The 18107-nt window shown below is 67.9% G+C and carries 16 protein-coding genes and 2 tRNA genes; 11 read left to right on the top strand and 7 right to left on the bottom strand.

Translation table 11 applies throughout. The features are described 5' to 3' along the window. The first annotated feature begins 46 nt into the window (after positions 1 to 46). The 5 genes from BR47_RS0102185 (at position 47) to BR47_RS0102165 (ending at position 3838) form a co-directional block, all read left to right on the top strand. A complete protein-coding gene (locus tag BR47_RS0102185) occupies positions 47 to 1237 on the top strand; it encodes an alpha/beta hydrolase family protein (RefSeq protein WP_051634556.1) in 1191 nt (396 codons plus the stop codon). Positions 1238 to 1263: 26 nt separating this feature from the next. Then, positions 1264 to 2046 carry a fumarylacetoacetate hydrolase family protein gene (locus tag BR47_RS0102180; protein WP_029118443.1) on the top strand — a complete coding sequence of 261 codons (783 nt, stop codon included), beginning with the start codon at positions 1264 to 1266 and terminating at the stop codon, positions 2044 to 2046. 1 nt (position 2047) lies between these two features. Further along, a complete protein-coding gene (gltX, locus tag BR47_RS0102175) occupies positions 2048 to 3505 on the top strand; it encodes a glutamate--tRNA ligase (RefSeq protein WP_029118442.1) in 1458 nt (485 codons plus the stop codon). A gap of 128 nt (positions 3506 to 3633) precedes the next feature. Continuing rightward, a tRNA-Gln gene (locus BR47_RS0102170) sits at positions 3634 to 3705 on the top strand. Between the two features lie 60 nt (positions 3706 to 3765). Then, positions 3766 to 3838: transfer RNA gene (locus tag BR47_RS0102165), tRNA-Glu, on the top strand. A gap of 53 nt (positions 3839 to 3891) precedes the next feature. On the opposite strand, the gene BR47_RS0102160 is transcribed toward BR47_RS0102165, so the two are convergent. The 3 genes from BR47_RS0102160 to BR47_RS0102150 form a co-directional block, all read right to left on the bottom strand. Next, a complete protein-coding gene (locus BR47_RS0102160) occupies positions 3892 to 5106 on the bottom strand; it encodes a DUF1501 domain-containing protein (protein ID WP_020103822.1) in 1215 nt (404 codons plus the stop codon). A gap of 10 nt (positions 5107 to 5116) precedes the next feature. After that, positions 5117 to 6433 carry a DUF1800 family protein gene (locus BR47_RS0102155; protein WP_036426532.1) on the bottom strand — a complete coding sequence of 439 codons (1317 nt, stop codon included), beginning with the start codon at positions 6431 to 6433 and terminating at the stop codon, positions 5117 to 5119. Between the two features lie 120 nt (positions 6434 to 6553). After that, positions 6554 to 7255 (bottom strand): IclR family transcriptional regulator, encoded by a 702-nt coding sequence (locus tag BR47_RS0102150; RefSeq protein ID WP_029105769.1) that lies wholly within the window; start codon positions 7253 to 7255, stop codon positions 6554 to 6556. A gap of 75 nt (positions 7256 to 7330) precedes the next feature. Here BR47_RS0102150 and leuC point away from each other — a divergent pair, with 75 nt between their 5' ends. The 3 genes from leuC to BR47_RS0102135 all read left to right on the top strand — a co-directional run bounded on the left by leuC (position 7331) and on the right by BR47_RS0102135 (position 10266). Further along, a complete protein-coding gene (gene leuC, locus BR47_RS0102145) occupies positions 7331 to 8755 on the top strand; it encodes a 3-isopropylmalate dehydratase large subunit (RefSeq protein WP_020103819.1) in 1425 nt (474 codons plus the stop codon). 12 nt (positions 8756 to 8767) lie between these two features. Further along, positions 8768 to 9361, top strand: coding sequence for a 3-isopropylmalate dehydratase small subunit (gene leuD, locus BR47_RS0102140; RefSeq protein ID WP_029118440.1), 594 nt, complete (start codon positions 8768 to 8770; stop codon positions 9359 to 9361). Between the two features lie 248 nt (positions 9362 to 9609). After that, the gene (locus BR47_RS0102135; protein WP_029118439.1) at positions 9610 to 10266 is read left to right on the top strand and encodes an HU family DNA-binding protein; all 657 of its coding nucleotides are present in this window, start codon (positions 9610 to 9612) and stop codon (positions 10264 to 10266) included. A 71-nt stretch (positions 10267 to 10337) separates the two neighbouring features. Here BR47_RS0102135 and mutT1 read toward each other — a convergent pair whose 3' ends face one another. The 3 genes from mutT1 to cofC all read right to left on the bottom strand — a co-directional run bounded on the left by mutT1 (position 10338) and on the right by cofC (position 14248). Beyond that, complete coding sequence (gene mutT1 / locus BR47_RS0102130) at positions 10338 to 11267, bottom strand: 8-oxo-(d)GTP phosphatase MutT1 (RefSeq protein WP_029118438.1); 930 nt, start codon at positions 11265 to 11267, stop codon at positions 10338 to 10340. Positions 11268 to 11330: 63 nt separating this feature from the next. Next, positions 11331 to 13508, bottom strand: coding sequence for an RNA degradosome polyphosphate kinase (locus tag BR47_RS0102125; RefSeq protein ID WP_020103815.1), 2178 nt, complete (start codon positions 13506 to 13508; stop codon positions 11331 to 11333). Between the two features lie 62 nt (positions 13509 to 13570). Next, entirely contained in the window at positions 13571 to 14248 is a 678-nt protein-coding gene (gene cofC, locus BR47_RS0102120; RefSeq protein ID WP_502685808.1) for a 2-phospho-L-lactate guanylyltransferase, read from the bottom strand. Positions 14249 to 14300: 52 nt separating this feature from the next. On the opposite strand from cofC, the gene BR47_RS0102115 reads away from it, so the two are divergent. The 3 genes from BR47_RS0102115 to BR47_RS0102105 are packed head-to-tail and all read left to right on the top strand — an operon-like array spanning position 14301 to position 17518. Beyond that, positions 14301 to 15281, top strand: coding sequence for an NAD(P)H-dependent glycerol-3-phosphate dehydrogenase (locus BR47_RS0102115; RefSeq protein WP_036421563.1), 981 nt, complete (start codon positions 14301 to 14303; stop codon positions 15279 to 15281). Positions 15282 to 15284: 3 nt separating this feature from the next. After that, positions 15285 to 16388 carry a cystathionine gamma-lyase gene (locus BR47_RS0102110; RefSeq protein ID WP_020103812.1) on the top strand — a complete coding sequence of 368 codons (1104 nt, stop codon included), beginning with the start codon at positions 15285 to 15287 and terminating at the stop codon, positions 16386 to 16388. 20 nt (positions 16389 to 16408) lie between these two features. Then, a complete protein-coding gene (locus tag BR47_RS0102105; RefSeq protein WP_029118436.1) occupies positions 16409 to 17518 on the top strand; it encodes a D-alanine--D-alanine ligase family protein in 1110 nt (369 codons plus the stop codon). On the opposite strand, the gene BR47_RS0102100 is transcribed toward BR47_RS0102105, so the two are convergent. Then, positions 17515 to 18090 carry a DUF3515 domain-containing protein gene (locus tag BR47_RS0102100; protein WP_051128610.1) on the bottom strand — a complete coding sequence of 192 codons (576 nt, stop codon included), beginning with the start codon at positions 18088 to 18090 and terminating at the stop codon, positions 17515 to 17517. The genes BR47_RS0102105 and BR47_RS0102100 overlap by 4 nt on opposite strands. Between the last annotated feature and the right edge of the window lie 17 nt (positions 18091 to 18107).

Below are 18107 nucleotides of genomic sequence, written 5' to 3'. Positions count from 1 at the left end.
GATATGAATCTATTTCTCAATATATGAGAAGGCATAGGGTTCCGTCATGGCTCTGCGAGTGAACCTTTCCCGGCTGGCGGCGGCTTTCGCGGTCGGCTTGGCGCTGGTGGCGGCGCCGCTGCCCACGGCATGGGCGGCCGCGCCGAACTGGTCGGGCCTGGACGCCCGGGCATTCGCGGACCGGGTGCCGCCGGCGGGCGCGCTCATCCGGACCGTCCCGCTGCGCCCCGAGCTGTCGGTCGCCGGTGCGGCGCGCGCGTACCGGATCCTGTATTCGACCACCGACCAACACAATTCGCCCGCCGTCAGCACCGCAGCGGTGTTCGTGCCGAACGGCGAAGCCCCCGCGGGCGGGTGGCCCGTCATCGCCTGGGCGCACGGCACCGTCGGCCTCGGTGACGACTGCACGCCCTCGGCGCAGCCGCGCAGTGCGCGCGACAACGAATACCTGTCCCACTGGCTGGATCAGGGCTACGTCGTCGTCGGCTCCGACTACACGGGTCTGGGTACCCCGGGCCTGATGAGCTACCTCAACAGCGTCGCCACCGCGCACGCCATCATCGATTCGGTGATCGCCGCGCATCACATGAATCTGCCGCTGTCGCCGAAGTGGGCGCTCGTCGGCCAGTCCCAGGGCGGCGCCGCGGCGGTCGCGAGCGCGCGGTGGGCCACCGAATTCAGCAAGGGGACAGGCCTGGATTACCGCGGCGTCGTGGCGACCGGCACCCCGGCGAACATCGACGATGTCGTCATCACGGCCGGTCCCGACATGGTGCTGCCGCCCGGGCTGGGTCCCATCGCGTCGGCCTATACGGCGTACATCCTCGCCGGATTCCGGGAGCTCCGCCCGGACGTCAACAGTGTGCTCACACCGGCTGGTCTGGCCGCTGCCGACAAGGCCGAAACGCTGTGCACGGCACCGTTGAGCGCGGCGGTCACGGGTCTGACGCCGTCGCAGTTCTTCTCCGCCCCACTGGCATCGCTACCGGGCATGCGCGGCGCGCTGGCCGACTTCATGGGCACGCCGATCACCGGCTACGACCGGCCGATCTTCCTCGGCGTCGGCCTCAAAGACCGTGACGTGCCGCCGTCGTCGACCCTGAAGTTCGCCGATCAGCTCAAGGCCAACGGCCAGGACGTGGCGCTCTACGTCTACCCCGAAGACGACCACTCCAGCACTGTGCTGACCTCGATGGCCGACTCCACCCCGTTCCTTCAAGCCCAGTTCGCGGGCTGACCAGCGGGCCTCACTAGGCTGGGCGGATGCGCCTAGGTCGAATTGCCAGTCCAGACGGCGTCGCTTTTGTGGTGATCGAGGGCGACCCGAACTCCGATGCGGTCTGCAAAGAAATCGCTGAGCAGTACCTGTCCCGCAACCCCACCTTCACCGGACGCACCTGGCCGCTGGCCGACGTCCGGCTGCTGGCGCCGATCCTGGCCAGCAAGGTGATCTGCATGGGCAAGAACTACGCGGCACACGCCCGTGAGATGGGCAGCGAGCCGCCCGAGGATCCGGTGATCTTCCTCAAACCCAACACCGCGATCATCGGGCCGAACATCCCGATCCAGTTGCCCGCAGACGCCAACCCGGTGCACCACGAGGGCGAGTTGGCGGTGGTCATCGAACGTCCGGGCAAGGACATCCCGGCCGCCAAGGCCAAGGACTACATCCTCGGCTACACGATCGCCAACGACGTCTCGGCACGTGATCAGCAGAAGAAGGACGGCCAGTGGATGCGGGCCAAGGGGCACGACACGTTCTGCCCCGTCGGCCCGTGGATCGAGACCGCGGTGGACCCGGCCGACCTGGACATCCGTACCGAGGTGAACGGTGAGAAACGTCAGGACAGCAACACCGCGCTGCTGCTGCACGACGTCGGCGCCATCATCGAATGGGTCTCGGCCGTCATGACGCTGCTGCCCGGCGACATCATCCTCACCGGAACCCCCGAGGGCGTCGGCCCCATCGAGGACGGCGACACCGTCAGCATCACCGTCGAGGGTATCGGCACCCTCTCCAATCCTGTTGTGCGTAAAGGGAAATAACGTGACCACACCTGTCAGGGTTCGCTTCTGTCCGTCGCCGACCGGCACGCCGCACGTCGGCCTGGTCCGCACCGCCCTCTTCAACTGGGCGTACGCGCGACACACCGGTGGCGACTTCGTCTTCCGGATCGAGGACACCGATGCCGCGCGCGACAGCGAGGAGAGCTACAACGCGATCCTCGACGCGCTGCGCTGGCTCGGGCTGAACTGGGATGAGGGGCCCGAGGTCGGCGGCCCCTACGAGCCGTACCGGCAGTCGCAGCGCGGCGACCTCTACCGCGACGTGATCGCGAAACTGCTTGCCGCGGGCGAGGTTTACGAGGCCTACTCGACACCCGAAGAGGTCGAGGCCCGGCACCTCGCGGCGGGCCGTAACCCCAAGCTGGGCTACGACAACTACGACCGCGACCTCACCGCCGAGCAGAAGGCCGCGTTCGAGGCCGAGGGCCGAAAGCCGGTGCTGCGCCTCAAGATGCCCGACGAGGACATCACCTGGGTGGACCTGGTGCGTGGCGAGACGACCTTCGCCGCCGGCGTGGTTCCGGACTTCGCGATCACGCGCGCGAGCGGAGAGCCGTTGTACACCTTGGTCAATCCGGTCGACGACGCGCTGATGAAGATCACCCATGTGCTGCGCGGCGAGGATCTGCTGCCGTCGACGCCGCGGCAGATCGCGCTGTACCAGGCGCTGATCCGGATCGGTATCGCCGACGCGGTGCCGCAATTCGCCCACCTGCCAAGCGTTCTCGGTGACGGCAACAAGAAGCTGTCCAAGCGCGACCCGCAGTCCAACCTGTTCCTGCACCGCGACCGCGGATTCATCCCCGAGGGCCTGCTGAACTACCTGGCGTTGCTGGGCTGGGGCATCGCCGACGACAACGACCTCTTCAGTCTCGACGAGATGGTGGCGGCCTTCGACGTGGCCGACGTCAACTCGAACCCGGCGCGATTCGACCAGAAGAAGGCCGACGCCATCAACGCCGAGCACATCCGCCGGCTGGCCCCGGAGGACTTCGCCGCACGGCTCAAGGCGTACCTCGACGCGCACGGCCACGACACCACGTTGGACGCCTTGGCTTTCGCCGCGGCGGCCGACTTGATCCAGACCCGCATCGTGGTCCTCGGCGACGCGTGGGACCTCGTGAAGTTCTTCAACGACGACGCCTACGTGATCGACGAGAAGTCGGCGGCCAAGGAACTCAAGCCCGAGGCTGCCGCGGTCCTGGACGCGACGCTGAGCGCCTTGGCGGGCGTCGGCGAGTGGAACACCGCCAACATCGAGGCCGCGCTCAAGGCGGCGCTTCTGGACGGCCTGGAACTCAAGCCCCGCAAGGCGTTCGGTCCCATCCGGGTGGCGGTCACGGGCGCGACGGTCAGCCCGCCGCTGTTCGAGTCGATGGAATTGCTCGGCCGTGAGCGCAGTCTGGCGCGGTTGCAGGCGGCCCGAAACGGCCTGTGAGCGGGCGATTTAAAGGCAGGGCCAACTGTTTGGTAGTCTGCTCGTCGGCCCGGAAAGCGCAAAGCGGCGAACATCCGCTGAGGTTTCCAGGCCGAAGATGCCCGTGACCTGCGGTTATGGGCATCAAATGGGGTATGGTGTAATTGGCAACACAGCTGATTCTGGTTCAGCCATTCTAGGTTCGAGTCCTGGTACCCCAGCTGCCGGAGCGATTAGGTCAGCCAGCGCAACTGAGCTAAGCTATCGCTCCGGAAGTTCTAGCCCCCGTCGTCTAGCGGCCTAGGACGCCGCCCTCTCACGGCGGTAGCGTGGGTTCGAATCCCATCGGGGGTACGTACGAACGCCGGACCTGACAACAGGTCCGGCGTTTTGTCTTTCTCGGGGTCTTACCTGCCGCCGGCCAGGAATCCGAGATCCCGCCGGCCGCGCCCGACCGACGGCTCCGGATCGGCGCCGAGGGTGCCGTGGAGCAGTTCGTGATAAACGTCACGGAAGTCGACGGTGGTCTTCAGATCGCCGTCGGTGAGATCGGTAAGGCTCGGCTCGTCGCCGTAGAACCCGCCCTTGACGGGAGTGCCGGCGATGAACACCGGACCGGACGTGCCGTGGTCGGTGCCCTGTGAGGCGTTGGCCGCGACGCGCCGCCCGAATTCCGAGTACATCAGCACCACGACGTTGCGGCCGTACGGCGTGCCCTGAAGCTTGTGGAAGAAAGGCGTGAGCGCGTCGTCGAGGGTCTTGAGCAATGCCTGCTGGGGGGCGCGCTCGTCGGCGTGTGTGTCGAAGCCCAGCAGCTGCGTCATGTACACCTGCGTGGGCACCCCGGCGCGGATGCAGCGGGCCACCAGTTCCAGGTCACTGGCCAACTGGTTGTCGGCCTGGCCGATGGTCTGCAGGCGGCCGTTGATCACCGGCGCGAAGCGGCTGTTGGTGGAGTGGTTGGCACGGTAGGACTCGCACACCTGGCTCATGGCGGTGGTGTCGTTCGGGTCGTCGGCGCTGAGCGCGGCCAACGTGCGCGCGACGTCGGGCGGGATGGCCGGCACGAAGTCGGAAAGTGATGCCGCGACGTGCTTTTGGCCGACGGCCAGGGGCGGCAGCACGGTGCCGATGTTTACGGCGCGGATCGGGTCGTCGCCGCTGGTGTCGAGCCAGCGGCCGATCCAGCCGCTGGTGACCGCGTCGACGGGGTTGGCGGTCTGCCAGATGTCCATGGAGCGGAAGTGGCTGCGGTCGGGCTTCGGGTAGCCGACACCGCGCACGATCGCGAGCTTGTTGGACTGCCACAGCTTCGACATCCCGGTGAGCGCGGGGTTGAGCCCGAACGCCGGGTCGAGGTGGAGCACTTCCTCGGGCTTGTAGGCGAGTTCGGGGCGGGCGTCGTGATAGGCGTTGTCGGCGTACGGGATAACGGTGTTGAGGCCGTCATTGCCGCCGTAGAGCGTGACGATCACCAGGATGCCCTGGTTGGTCGGCAGCGGACGGTCCTGACCTTCGCGCAGCAGATCGGGCAGCGTCACCGCGGCGACACCGCCGAGCAGACCGGCGGCGCCGGCACCGGCGCTGGCGATCAAGAACTTGCGGCGATTGAACTCGGGCATGGGGATCTCTTCAGGACGTCACGTACTCGGGGGTGATGACGGCCGCTGCCACCAGCCGGTGTGGATCGGAGACCAACGGTTTGAGCGCGGCTGCCGAGCGATCCGACCAGGCGCCGATGCCGAACAGGTAACCGACGCCGTCGATCCGCTCACTGGACGCCATCTGCTCGACGGCGCTGATGTCGCTGAGCGCCAGCAGCCGGTTGGCGGCCCAGACCCGCGCCGCCGCACTGTTGGTCGACAACCAGAGCTGGCCGCGGGGCCAGCCGCCGACGTCCGGCGGATAGAAGGGGCGCTGACCCATCACCCGGAGCACCTGGTCGAGGTCGGCGAGGACGTGCTCGTCGTCGAGGGGGACCGCGAGCGACCGGACGATGCCCATCAGCCATTCCACGGGAGTGCTGACGACGGTGCCGGCGGCCTTGGTGAATTCGGGATCGAGCACGACGGCCTTGGTGAGCGCCTTGAGATCTCGGTTGGGGCCGTAGGCGGCGACCAGGCGGGTCACGGTGTCGGGGGAGGCCGGCTGGTCCGAAGCCAGCAGGCGCCAGAGGGTTCCGGCGACGAACGCGGCGGAGGCGGGCTGGCGCAGGACGATGTTGCAGAAGTCGGTGTCGGTGAGGTTGCCGGTGACCCCGAGCACGGTCTTGACGGACTCGTCGTGATGCTCGGCGTAGATGACGGTGCTGCCGTCGGGCTTCAGGTGCCGCCCGGTGAGGGTCTTGGCGCCCTCTTTGACGTCGATCTCGGTGTAGCCGTTGGCATGTCCCATGGTGAAGAGCTCCATGAACTCGCGGGACAGGTTCTCGTTGGGCGCCGCGGCGGTGTTCACGTCACCGTCGAGCCAGTGCAGCATCGCACCGTCGGTGAGCATGGCCCACGCGAGGCTGCCGAAGTCACCGAGCTTGAGGGTGCGCAGCTTCTCGTTCTGCTCGCCCATCAACTGGGCCGCGTTGACCTTCTCTGCCGAGGTGGCAAAGTGGTTGTGCCACAACAGCGTCAGCTTCTCGTGGATGGGCTGCTGCACGGCGGCCATGCGGCGCAACCACCAGCCCGACAGTTCCTGCATGCGCGCCACGAGTTCCTGGCCGAATGCGGCGATCTCGGTGGCCGAGGCACCCGACGGCGGGTATTGCGGGATGGGGGATTTCGGCATCGGGGTCGCGATGGCACCCGGGTCGGCGTTCGGATCGAGGCTCAGCGCCCAATCGAGATACCCCGACCAGTCCTGCTTGACGACAGCGTCCACCTGGGCTCCGGTGGTTCCGAAGCCCGTGCGGCGCAGCATCCGTGCGGTTGCCAGCCACTGCGGTGGCTGCGACACGATGAAACCTACTTTCCAACGGCGGTACTCCCCGCCGGCGCTGCCGGGGCCTCTTAGGAACTTAGGTGATCAGCGCCGCCGTCGTCACCGGATGCGGCGGATTCAAAGGTTTGCTGATTGGTGTCACAGACGACGGGTGAGCGCTTCGGCCGCGGCCAGCAGATCGCTCGCCCAGCGCACGCCGGGGCGGCGGCCCATCCGGTCGATCGGCCCCGACACCGACACCGCCGCGATCACCGCACCGCGGTTGTCCCGCACCGGTGCCGAGACGCTGGCCACGCCGGGCTCGCGCTCGGCGGCGCTCTGTGCCCAACCGCGCCTGCGGACCTCCGCCAGTACCCGGTCGGTGAACTTCGCCGTCGGCAGCACCGCCTGCTGCGTCGCGGGATCGCTGTACGCCAGCAGGACTTTGGCACCGGAGCCGGCGGTCATGGGCAGGCGGCTGCCGACCGGCACGGTGTCGCGCAGACCCGACGGTGGTTCGAGGGCCATGACGCACACCCGGGCCATGCCTTCCCGGCGGTAGAGCTGCACGCTCTCGCCGGTGATCTCGCGCAGCCGGGGCAGCACCGCGCCCGCCGCGCTCAGCAGCGGATCGTTGACCTGCCCGGCCAATTCGGTCAGTGCCGGGCCGAGCCGCCACCGTCCCTCGTTGTCGCGGGCCAGAAGTCGGTGGACCTCGAGGCCTGCTGCCAGTCGGTGGGCGGTCGCCCGGGGCAGCCCGGTGCGGGTGCACAGTTCGGCCAGTCCACACGGTGACTCGGCCACTGAATGCAGCACACCCACCGCTTTGTCGAGGACGCCGATGCCGCTATCCTGTCTCACAGGGAGATACTAACGTCTCGCATTGTGAGATGGTAGGTCAGCCCTCCCGGGTATCGCGGAAGGAACTGCACAGTCATGACGAACAAGCCACGCACCATGGCGGAGAAGGTCTGGGCGGACCATGTGGTGGTCGAGGGTGCCGGTGAAGGCGCCGCCCGCGAACCCGATCTCATCTATATAGATCTTCATCTGGTGCACGAGGTCACCAGCCCGCAGGCATTCGACGGCCTGCGCCTGGCCGGTCGTCCCGTGCATCGCCCGGACCTCACCATCGCGACCGAGGACCACAACGTCCCCACGATCGACATCGACAAGCCGATCGCGGATCCCGTGTCCCGCACTCAGGTTGAGACGCTGCGGCGCAACTGTGCGGAATTCGGCATCCGCCTGCACCCGATGGGTGACGCGCAGCAGGGCATCGTGCACATCATCGGACCGCAGCTGGGTCTGACCCAGCCCGGTATGACGGTGGTGTGTGGTGACAGCCACACCTCGACGCACGGCGCCTTCGGCGCGATCGCGATGGGCATCGGCACGTCCGAGGTCGAGCATGTGCTGGCGACCCAGACGTTGCCGCTCAAGCCGTTCAAGACCATGGCGGTCAATGTCGACGGCGAACTGCCGCCGGGAGTCAGTGCCAAGGACATCATTCTCGCGGTGATCGCCAAGATCGGTACGGGCGGCGGTCAGGGTCACGTCATCGAATACCGCGGCAGTGCCATCGAATCGCTGTCGATGGAAGGCCGCATGACGATCTGCAACATGAGCATCGAAGCGGGTGCCCGCGCCGGCATGGTGGCGCCCGACGAGACGACGTTCGAGTTCCTCAAGGGCCGTCCGCATGCGCCGCAGGGGGCGGATTGGGACGCGGCCGTGGCGGCCTGGACGGCGTTACGTACTGACGAGGGTGCCGAATTCGACACCGAGGTGCACATCGACGCGGCCACCCTGAGCCCGTTCGTCACCTGGGGTACCAACCCCGGGCAGGGTGTGCCGCTGTCCGCGAATGTCCCTGACCCAGAACAAATGTTCGATGAAGGTGACCGGCTGGCCGCCGAAAAGGCGTTGGCCTACATGGACCTTCGGGCCAATACGCCCATGCGGGACATCGCGGTGGACACCGTGTTCGTCGGTTCCTGCACCAACGGCCGGATCGAAGATCTGCGGGTGGTGGCCGATGTGCTGCGTGGCCGCAAGATCGCCGACGGCGTGCGGATGCTCGTGGTGCCCGGGTCGATGGCGGTGCGTGCACAGGCCGAATCCGAGGGTCTGGGAGAGGTTTTCACCGCCGCCGGCGCCGAGTGGCGGCAGGCCGGCTGCTCGATGTGTCTGGGCATGAACCCCGATCAGCTGGCTCCGGGCGAGCGCAGCGCCTCGACATCCAACCGGAATTTCGAAGGCCGCCAAGGCAAGGGCGGCCGCACCCACCTGGTGTCTCCCGCCGTCGCCGCCGCCACCGCGGTGCGCGGAACCCTGTCCTCACCCGCTGATCTGAGCTAGGAGCGCACTGTAATGGAGGCTTTCCACACCCACACCGGAATCGGCGTTCCGCTGCGCCGGTCCAATGTCGACACCGACCAGATCATCCCCGCGGTGTACCTGAAGCGGGTCACCCGAACGGGTTTCGAGGACGGGCTGTTCGCCGGCTGGCGCACCGATCCGTCGTTCATCCTCAACCTCCCGCCGTTCGACCGCGGCTCGGTTCTGGTCGCCGGACCCGATTTCGGCACCGGCTCGTCGCGCGAACACGCGGTGTGGGCATTGATGGATTACGGATTCCGGGTCGTCATCTCGTCGCGCTTCGCAGATATTTTTCGGGGAAATTCTGGCAAGGCCGGATTGCTCGCCGCGGAGGTCGCACAGGACGATGTCGAACTGCTCTGGAAGCTCATCGAGCAGAATCCGGGGCTGGAAATCACTGTGAATCTTCAAGATCGGAATTTGACCGCGGGAACGGTCGTGCTGCCCTTCAAGATTGACGATTACACCGCGTGGCGGCTGCTCGAAGGACTTGACGATATAGGCCTTACGCTGCGGAAACGCGACGAGATCGAGGCTTTCGAGAAGCGTCGGCCGAGCTACAAACCGCACACTCTGCCGGCCTGACCAAGGGGCTCCGCAGGTCCCGTCAGAGGGCCTGCGGAGCAATTTCGGCACTCGGGCGCAGCTCGAATCCCTGCCCCCGCAACCACGTTTCGAAACCTCTCAACCACCTCCCAAGTGGGCCAACCGGATTGCCGAATTTCGTCATAGCTATGCCCGAAACCGGGCGTGGCTCTTGGAAATCGGCGGGTACTGGGTTTACCGTGTGCATTAGTCGGTCCAGCCAGGGCCACTGAAATCGGAGGTTTTGGATGAACAAAGCAGAACTCATCGATGCCCTGACAGAAAAGTTGGGCACCGATCGTCGTCAGGCCACCGCGGCCGTCGAGCACATCGTGGACACCATCGTCCGCGCCGTGCACAAGGGTGAGAGCGTCACCATCACCGGCTTCGGCGTCTTCGAGCAGCGTCGCCGCGCCGCCCGCGTCGCGCGCAACCCGCGCACCGGTGAGACCGTCAAGGTGAAGCCGACGTCGGTTCCGGCTTTCCGCCCGGGCGCTCAGTTCAAGGCCGTTGTCGCTGGCCAGCAGCGTCTTTCGGCTGATGGCCCCGCCGTGAAGCGCGGCGCCACCGCAGCTCCGGCCAAGCGCGGCGCTGCCAAGAAGGCCGCCCCGGCCAAGAAGGCTGCTCCCGCCAAGAAGGCTGCCGCCACCAAGGCTCCGGCCAAGAAGGCCGCTCCCGCCAAGAAGGCCGCTCCGGCGAAGAAGGCTGCGGCTCCGGCCAAGAAGGCCGCTCCCGCCAAGAAGGCTGCACCGGCGAAGAAGGCTGCGGCTCCGGCCAAGAAGGCCGCTCCCGCCAAGAAGGCCGCACCGGCGAAGAAGGCTGCGGCTCCGGCCAAGAAGGCCGCTCCCGCCAAGAAGGCCGCTCCGGCTAAGAAGGCTGCTCCCGCCAAGAAGGGCCGCCGCTAAGCCCTATCCGATAGGTCCGACTCGGACACGCCGTGGATCAACCGATCCACGGCGTGTCTGTGTGTGGAGCGCTAGCTTTTGGTCGGCAAGGGGCTGCCGATGTGATCGGCGGCGACGAGCGTGTCACCGTGCAGTGACATCACCCACATGCTGCCCTTGCGATTACGCGATTTGTCGGGCCGGATACCGCTGCGCTCGCACCACCACGAAATCAGGTCCGGGATCACCTTGCCCTGCGTGCAGATGACGGGGACCGTTTCGCTGTCGCTTCTCGCGGCGATCTTCAGCACCCGCTTCCGCGCAGCGTCGGGGTCGGCCGCGAAGGCCTCTTCCGTGAGCGTCGGCTCGTCCCGGATCCGGACACCGAGTTCCTGCGCCAGCGGCTCGACGGTCTGATGGCACCGGGTCCGCGACGCCGCGTGGACGTCGCTGGCACCGAAAGCGAGCAGTTGGCCGACAAGCGATTCCGCCTGTGCCCGGCCCTTCTTGTCGAGAGGCCGCAGCCGGTCGTCACCTTTGTACCGGGCCTTGCGGCCCGCGGTGGCGTGCCGGACGATCAGCACGGTGCGGGTATCGCCGGGTCGACGGGTGAAGCGCCGCAGAACTTTTCGGTCATGCGGGTACTGCAGCCGGAGCATCGCCTCGGCCACCGGCAGCCAGTCGAGCTTGTCCACCTCGGAGTTGGGACTGAAGTCGCCGTCGGTCGTGCGCGCCGCCCAGTAGCGGACCTTCTTGGTGCCGTACTCCAGCGGGTAGCTGACGGAGGCCAGCCGGCGGCCCAGGACCGACGCGTACCCGGTCTCCTCCAGGATTTCCCGCACGGCGGTAACCGGTTCGGTCTCACCGGGATCCACCTTGCCCTTGGGCAGCGACCAGTCGTCGTAGCGCGGTCGGTGGACGACGGCGATCAGCGGCTCTCCGGACTCGCCGGGGCGCCACAACACCGCCCCGGCCGCCAGCACCGGCGTCACGCGGTTGTCGTGCGCCGTCTTGTTCGGCACCTGTGCTCCTGGATGTGGTTGTCGGGATCAGGTTTTCGCGGTGCGTCAGTTGCCGTGCGACAACTACGGTGTGCGGTGCCGCTCCATGATCGACACCTGGTGATCCCGTACCTTCTCGCCTTCCCGGGGCAGCGCAGTCCAGTGTCCGTCCGGACCCAGCTCCCAGCAGCGGGTCGCCGGATCCATCGCGGAATCGAACACGCCGCTCAGCTCCTCGGTCAGTCTCGGGTCCTTCACCTGCGCCATCACCTCGACGCGCCGGTCGAGATTACGATGCATCATGTCGGCACTGCCGATCCAGAATTCATTGATGGCGTTGAAGTGAATAACGCGTGAATGTTCAAGGAAGCGGCCGAGAATCGACCGCACCACGATGTTCTCGGAGAATCCCTCGGCGCCGGGACGCAGTGCGCAGATACCCCGGACCACGACCTCGACACGCACCCCGGCCTGCGACGCCCGGTACAGCGCGTCGATGACCTGCTCGTCGACCAACGCGTTCATCTTCATCCGGATGCGGCCGTCGCCGCCGGCGCGCTTGGCTTCGATCTCGCGCTCGATGCGCTCGATGATGCCGCGTCGCACGCTGTGCGGAGCGACCAACAGGTTGCGGTACGAGACCTTGCGTGAGTAGCCCGTCAACGAGTTGAACAGGTCGGTGAGGTCGGCGCCGATCTCGGGTGCGGCGGTCAGCAGGCCCACGTCTTCGTACAGGCGTGCGGTTTTCGGGTTGTAGTTGCCGGTGCCGATGTGGCAGTACCGGCGGATCGTCGAACCTTCGCGGCGCACCACCAACGCCGTCTTGCAGTGCGTCTTGAGTCCGATGAGGCCGTACACCACGTGCACGCCCGCCTGCTCCAGCTGGCGGGCCCACTTGATGTTCGCCTGCTCGTCGAACCTGGCCTTGATCTCCACCAGCGCCACCACCTGCTTGCCGGCCTCGGCGGCATCGATCAGCGCGTTGACGATCGGCGAATCACCCGAGGTGCGGTACAGCGTCTGCTTGATGGCCAACACGTTCGGGTCGGCGGCGGCCTGCTCGATGAAACGCTGCACCGTGGTGGAGAACGAGTCGTACGGGTGGTGCACCAGGACATCCCCGTCGCGGAGCGTCGAGAAGATGCTCTTCGGCGTCTCGCGTTCGCCGAACGCCGGGGGAGTCGCCGGCACGAACGGCCGATCCTTCAGGTCGGGCCGGTCGACGCCGTAGATCTGCCACAGTGACGAAAGGTCCAGCAGTCCAGGAACTTCGATGACGTCGCCCGGGTGCACGTCCAGCTCGCGCAGCAACAGGTCGAGCATGTTCTCGGTCATGTCGGTGGCGACTTCGAGCCGCACCGGCGAGCCGAACCGGCGGCGCGCAAGCTCGCGTTCCAGCGCCTGCAGCAGATCCTCGTCGCGGTCCTCTTCGACTTCGAAGTCGGCGTTGCGGGTGATCCGGAAGGCGTGATGCTCGACGATGTCCAGCCCGGGGAACAGCACCGGCAGGAATGCGGCGATGAGTTCTTCCATCGGCAGGAACCGCACCCGCGACTTCACGCCGTCGGCCGCCGTCCCCGGGTCGGGCAGTTCCACGAACCGATCCACGTTGTCCGGCACTTTGATTCGGGCGAAATGCTGGGTGCCGTCGTCGGGATTGCGCACGGTGATGGCGAGGTTGATGCTCAGGCCACTGACGAACGGGAAGGGGTGCGCGGGGTCGACGGCCAGCGGTGTCAGCACGGGGAACACCTGATCGTGGAAATACGTGGAGAGCTTGGACTGCTCGTGCTCGTCCAGCTCGCTCCAGTTGACGATCGTGATGCCCTGCTCGGCCAGTGCCGGACGCACCACCTCACCGAACACGTTGGCGTGCCGGGTCGAGATCTGCTGGGTGCGTTCACCGATCCGGCGCAGCTGTTCGCGCGGCGACAGCCCGTCCGCCGACCGGACCGACAGGCCGGTCTCGTCGCGGCGCTTCAGCCCGGCCACCCGCACCATGTAGAACTCATCGAGATTCGAGGCGAAGATCGCCAGGAACTTGGCCTGCTCCAACAGCGGCAGCGACCGGTCGGCAGCCAGCGCCAGGACGCGGGCATTGAAGTCCAGCCAGCTCAGCTCGCGGTTGAGGTAGCGGTCATCAGGTAGTGCGCCGTCCGTCGGATCCGCGGTGGCCGCCGGCAGCGGTTCGGGGTCCGAGTCGACGGGTGTCCGGTCGGTATGTGCGGGTCGGATGTCGGCGTCGGTCACCCCGACGATCATTCCCTATCGGCGGGACGCAAGCCACATGGTTGGTGAATGCCGATGGCGGAAACGGGGCACGGTCAACGCAGCGTCGCGCCGACGATCCGGGTCGTGGCGGGGCCGAGACCGAGCCGGCGCGCCGTCTCGAGGTCGTCGGGGGTGTCGATGTCACAGCGCAGTCCCGGCCACTCGCCGTCCAGCTCCACCGCACCCGAATCCGCATGGCGCCGTGCGGAATCCGTGCCGAACTCGGGGACCAGCGGGGCGCCGAAGGCGAAGAGGGCCGCGGTGCCGGTGCGGTGCCGGTCGGCGATGAAACTGCGGGCATGCCGACTGGCGCCGGCGATGGCGTCGGCCAATTCGGCGGTGCGCAGTGCAGGCAGGTCGCCCTGCAACACCGCGATGTTCGTCACGCGGTCCCGCAGCGCGCGCTCGGTGGCGGCCAGTGCGTGGTTCAACGGATCGGGGTGTCCGGCCGGAGTGGGGTCCACCAGTACATCGGCGCCGAGTTCACGCACCGCGGCGGCGGCGTCGGGGTCGGGGGTGACGACCGTCACCGAGCCGACGGCCGGCACGGCCAGGGCGGCCGTGATGGTGTCGAGCAGCATCGCGAGCACCACCTGCTCGCGCAGATCGCCGGCGAAAACGGGGGCCAGTCGGGTCTTGGCCGCGGCCAGCCGTTTCACCGCGATGATCAACCCGACACCGGTGACATCACCGGCCGTCTGCACCCTCGGGTCGCCGCTCATGACCGCCATACTGCCAAAGCGTCGGCGGGGCTACTGTTGACGCGTGGTGGAGGCAGCGGTGATGGGTGCCGGCGCGTGGGGGACGGCACTGGCGAAAGTCCTGGCGGACGCGGGCAACAATGTGACGTTGTGGGCGCGCAGCGCCGAGGTGGCACGCGAGATCAACGAGACCCACCGGAACTCGAAATATCTCGGCGACCGGGCGCTGCCGGCGTCCATCAAGGCGACGGCGGATCCCGCCGAGGCGCTGACGGGTGCCTGCACCGTGCTGCTGGCGGTGCCGTCCCAGACGCTGCGCACCAACCTGTCCGCCTGGACCGGATATCTGGGTGACGACACCACGCTGGTCAGCGTGGCCAAGGGCATCGAGCTCGACAACCTGTTGCGCATGAGCCAGGTCATCGTCCAGGTGACGGGTGCCGATCCGAGTCGCGTCGCAGTCCTCAGCGGCCCGAACCTGGCCAGCGAAGTGGTCGACGAGCAGCCCGCCGCCACCCTCATCGCGTGCACAGATTCCGGACGCGCGGTCGCGCTGCAGCGCGCATTCGCCACCGGCTACTTCCGCCCGTACACCAGCGCCGACGTGATCGGCGCCGAAGTGGGCGGGGCCTGCAAGAACGTCATCGCGCTGGCGTGCGGGATGGCGGCGGGCGCCGGGTTCGGCGAGAACACCGCCGCCGCGATCATCACGCGTGGGCTGGCCGAGATCATGCGATTGGGAATCGCGCTCGGCGCCAAGGGCGTAACGCTGGCCGGGCTTGCCGGCGTCGGTGATCTGGTCGCGACCTGCACCTCACCGCAGTCCCGCAACCGCAGCTTCGGCGAACGTCTGGCGCGCGGCGGCACCATGGAGTCGGCGACGGCCGCGGCCAGTGGCAAGGTCGCCGAGGGCGTCACGTCCTGCCAGTCGGTGCTGGCGCTCGCCGAGAGCTACGACGTCGAGATGCCGCTGACCGACGCGGTGAACCGGGTGTGCCACAAGGGTTTGTCGGTGGACCAGGCGTTCGCGTTGTTGCTCGGCCGCAGCACCAAGCCGGAGTGAGTCGTGGACGGTCAGCTCGGCGACTCCACCCGTAGCGTCAAAGCGACTGCGTCGCAACGGGTTCCAGGACAGCCGGTGGCGCCGCCGCCGGTTCCGGTGGCGGCCTACCACTTGTCCGACGATGAATCGGACGGTCTGGACTTCTACGGCCGCAACTCCAATCCGGCTTGGCGCCAACTGGAATCGGCTCTGGCCGAACTGGAGGGTGCCGTGTCGGCGCTCACGTTCTCCTCGGGAATGGCCGCCATTTCGTCGGCGCTGCGGGTACTGGCGACCCCGGGCACCACTCTGGTGGTCCCCGCCGACGGTTACTACCAGGTGCGCCGATACGCGGCCGAGCATCTCGCGGCCCGCGGCGTCACGGTGATCGAGGCGAGCGCCGCGCAGATGTACGACGCCGCCGTGGGCGCCGACGTCGTGCTCGCCGAATCTCCGGTCAACCCGACGCTGGACGTCGTCGACCTGCACCGGCTGTCCACGATCTGCCGTGCCCGCGGCGCGACCCTGGTGGTCGACAACACCGCCGCGACGCCACTGGGCCAGCGACCCCTGTCGCTCGGCGCGGATCTGGTGGTCGCCAGCGCGACGAAGGGGCTGTCCGGGCACAGCGATCTGATCGCCGGCTACGTCGCCGGGTGCCACCGCGAGCTCATGGCCGCCATCGAACGGGACCGGCTGCTGGCCGGCGCGATCCTCGGCCACTTCGAGGCCTGGTTGGCGCTCCGGAGTCTCGGCACCGCCGGTCTGCGGTTCGAGCGCCAGTGCGGCAACGCGCTCGCCCTGGCGATGACGCTCGAAGGGCACCCCGCCGTGCGGGCGGTGCGATATCCCGGCCTGCCGACCGATCCGGCGCATGCCGTCGCCCGCGATCAGATGCGACGCTTCGGCGGCCTGATCGCGATCGAGCTGGCCGATGCCGCCGCCGTCCGGGACCTCGTGAACCGCAGCCGGCTGCTCGTCGCCGCGACCAGTTTCGGCGGCATCCACACCTCGGTCGACAGGCGCGCACGCTGGGGCGATGCGGTCGAGCCGGGTTTTGCGCGGATATCGCTCGGCATCGAGGACACCGACGACCTGCTGGCCGACATCACGGGTGCACTGGGGTAGCCAGGTAGCCTCTCTAGGTTGTGACTGCCCCTCAATCCTCAGGAGCCACCGGCCGTACCCGGGTCGCCGTCGTTTACGGCGGACGCAGTTCGGAGCACGCCATCTCCTGTGTTTCGGCCGGGAGCATCCTGCGCAACCTGGACCCGGCCCGCTACGAGGTCGTCGCCGTCGGCATCACCCCGGAGGGATCCTGGGTGCTGGGAGACGGCCGCCCGGAGACCCTCGCTATCACCGACGGACAGCTGCCGGGTGTCACCGAGGCGTCCGGCACCGCGCTGACGCTGGCCGCCGATCCGAACCGCCGCGGTGAACTGCTGTCGCTGCAGGACGGCGTCGCGCAGGTGCTGACGGCCGTCGACGTCGTCTTCCCGGTGCTGCACGGACCGTACGGCGAGGACGGCACCATCCAGGGCCTGCTGGAACTGGCCGGCGTGCCGTACGTCGGCGCCGGTGTGCTGGCCAGCGCGGCCGGCATGGACAAGGAATTCACCAAGAAGCTGCTGGCCGCCGACGGCCTGCCCATCGGCGACCAGGTGGTGCTGCGGCCGCGCGATGTGACGCTGAGCCTGGATGACCGTGAGCGCCTGGGACTGCCGGTGTTCGTGAAGCCGGCCCGCGGTGGATCGTCCATCGGCGTCAGCCGCGTTGCCACGTGGGACGAGCTGGATCAGGCCATCGCCTATGCGCGCCAACATGATCCGAAGGTGATCGTCGAAGCCGCGATGCCGGGCCGCGAAGTGGAATGCGGTGTGCTGGAGTACCCGGACGGCCGTGTCGCGGCCAGCGAGCTGGGCGAGATTCGCGTGGGTGGCGGGTTCTACGACTTCGCCACCAAGTACCTCGAGGACGCCGCCGAGCTCGACGTGCCCGCCAAGGTCGACGACGAAACCGCCGACGAGATCAGGCAATTGGCCATCCGCGCGTTCAAGGCGCTGGACTGCCAGGGCCTCGCGCGCGTCGACTTCTTCCTGACCGAGAACGGGCCGGTGATCAACGAGATCAACACCATGCCCGGCTTCACCACCATCTCGATGTACCCGCAGATGTGGGCGGCCAGTGGGGTCGACTACGCCACACTGCTCAGTGTCATGGTGGACACCGCGCTCCGGCGCGGGACGGGCCTGCGCTAGCGAGCCGGTGCCGGGTCCAGCGGGCGGGCCGGCATCACCTTTTCGATGAGCTCGGAGATGGTCTGGATTGGCGTGGGACCGGAGCCCTGCGGCAGCGTCAGCGCGACGTAGGTGGCCGGCGTGCCGTGGTCGACTGCGTACCAGGTACTGGCACTCGGTCCGCTGGCCTCGAACCACGACACCGCATTGACCATCTGCAGCGGCGCGCCGACGACGAAATCGTCGGGCCGCTCGACGCCGCAGCGCAGCACCACCGTGTCGATGCCGGTCGGGCCCAGCCACGCCGCGGCGCCGGCCGGGGCGGGGTCGGCGAGCGTCGCCCGCCGGAAGTCGCCCATGGTGTCCGGCAGCGTCGCGAGGAGGGCTCGGCACTGGTCGCTGTCGGCCTGCGGTGCCGGGGCGCCGGCGAGCGGGAGCGCAACGGGCTTGTCGGCAGGTGCCTGCCGCAGCGCGGCATACGCGAGCAGACCGACGATCGCGGCGACCGCCACGACGACGGCAGCGATGATGGCGCCGCGGGGCGGCCCATCCGGATCGCCCGTCAGATCGTTGCGGTCACCGGGTTCGGTCATGACGGCCACTCTAAGCG

This window comes from Mycobacterium sp. UNC410CL29Cvi84, from assembly GCF_000686745.1.
Classification (GTDB): domain Bacteria; phylum Actinomycetota; class Actinomycetes; order Mycobacteriales; family Mycobacteriaceae; genus Mycobacterium; species Mycobacterium mucogenicum_B.
Note: the sequence above shows the minus strand (reverse complement) of the source record. Positions and strands in the feature narration are given on the sequence as shown.

What these genes read in the sequence shown, in the direction of transcription:
- BR47_RS0102185 (WP_051634556.1), top strand. Translation starts at nt 47, where the DNA reads ATGGCTCTGCGAGTGAACCTTTCCCGGCTGGCGGCGGCTTTCGCGGTC.
- BR47_RS0102180 (WP_029118443.1), top strand. Translation starts at nt 1,264, where the DNA reads ATGCGCCTAGGTCGAATTGCCAGTCCAGACGGCGTCGCTTTTGTGGTG.
- BR47_RS0102160 (WP_020103822.1), bottom strand. Translation starts at nt 5,106, where the DNA reads ATGCCCGAGTTCAATCGCCGCAAGTTCTTGATCGCCAGCGCCGGTGCC.
- leuC (WP_020103819.1), top strand. Translation starts at nt 7,331, where the DNA reads ATGACGAACAAGCCACGCACCATGGCGGAGAAGGTCTGGGCGGACCAT.
- leuD (WP_029118440.1), top strand. Translation starts at nt 8,768, where the DNA reads ATGGAGGCTTTCCACACCCACACCGGAATCGGCGTTCCGCTGCGCCGG.
- BR47_RS0102135 (WP_029118439.1), top strand. Translation starts at nt 9,610, where the DNA reads ATGAACAAAGCAGAACTCATCGATGCCCTGACAGAAAAGTTGGGCACC.
- BR47_RS0102125 (WP_020103815.1), bottom strand. Translation starts at nt 13,508, where the DNA reads ATGATCGTCGGGGTGACCGACGCCGACATCCGACCCGCACATACCGAC.
- cofC (WP_502685808.1), bottom strand. Translation starts at nt 14,248, where the DNA reads ATGGCGGTCATGAGCGGCGACCCGAGGGTGCAGACGGCCGGTGATGTC.
- BR47_RS0102115 (WP_036421563.1), top strand. Translation starts at nt 14,301, where the DNA reads ATGGGTGCCGGCGCGTGGGGGACGGCACTGGCGAAAGTCCTGGCGGAC.
- BR47_RS0102100 (WP_051128610.1), bottom strand. Translation starts at nt 18,090, where the DNA reads ATGACCGAACCCGGTGACCGCAACGATCTGACGGGCGATCCGGATGGG.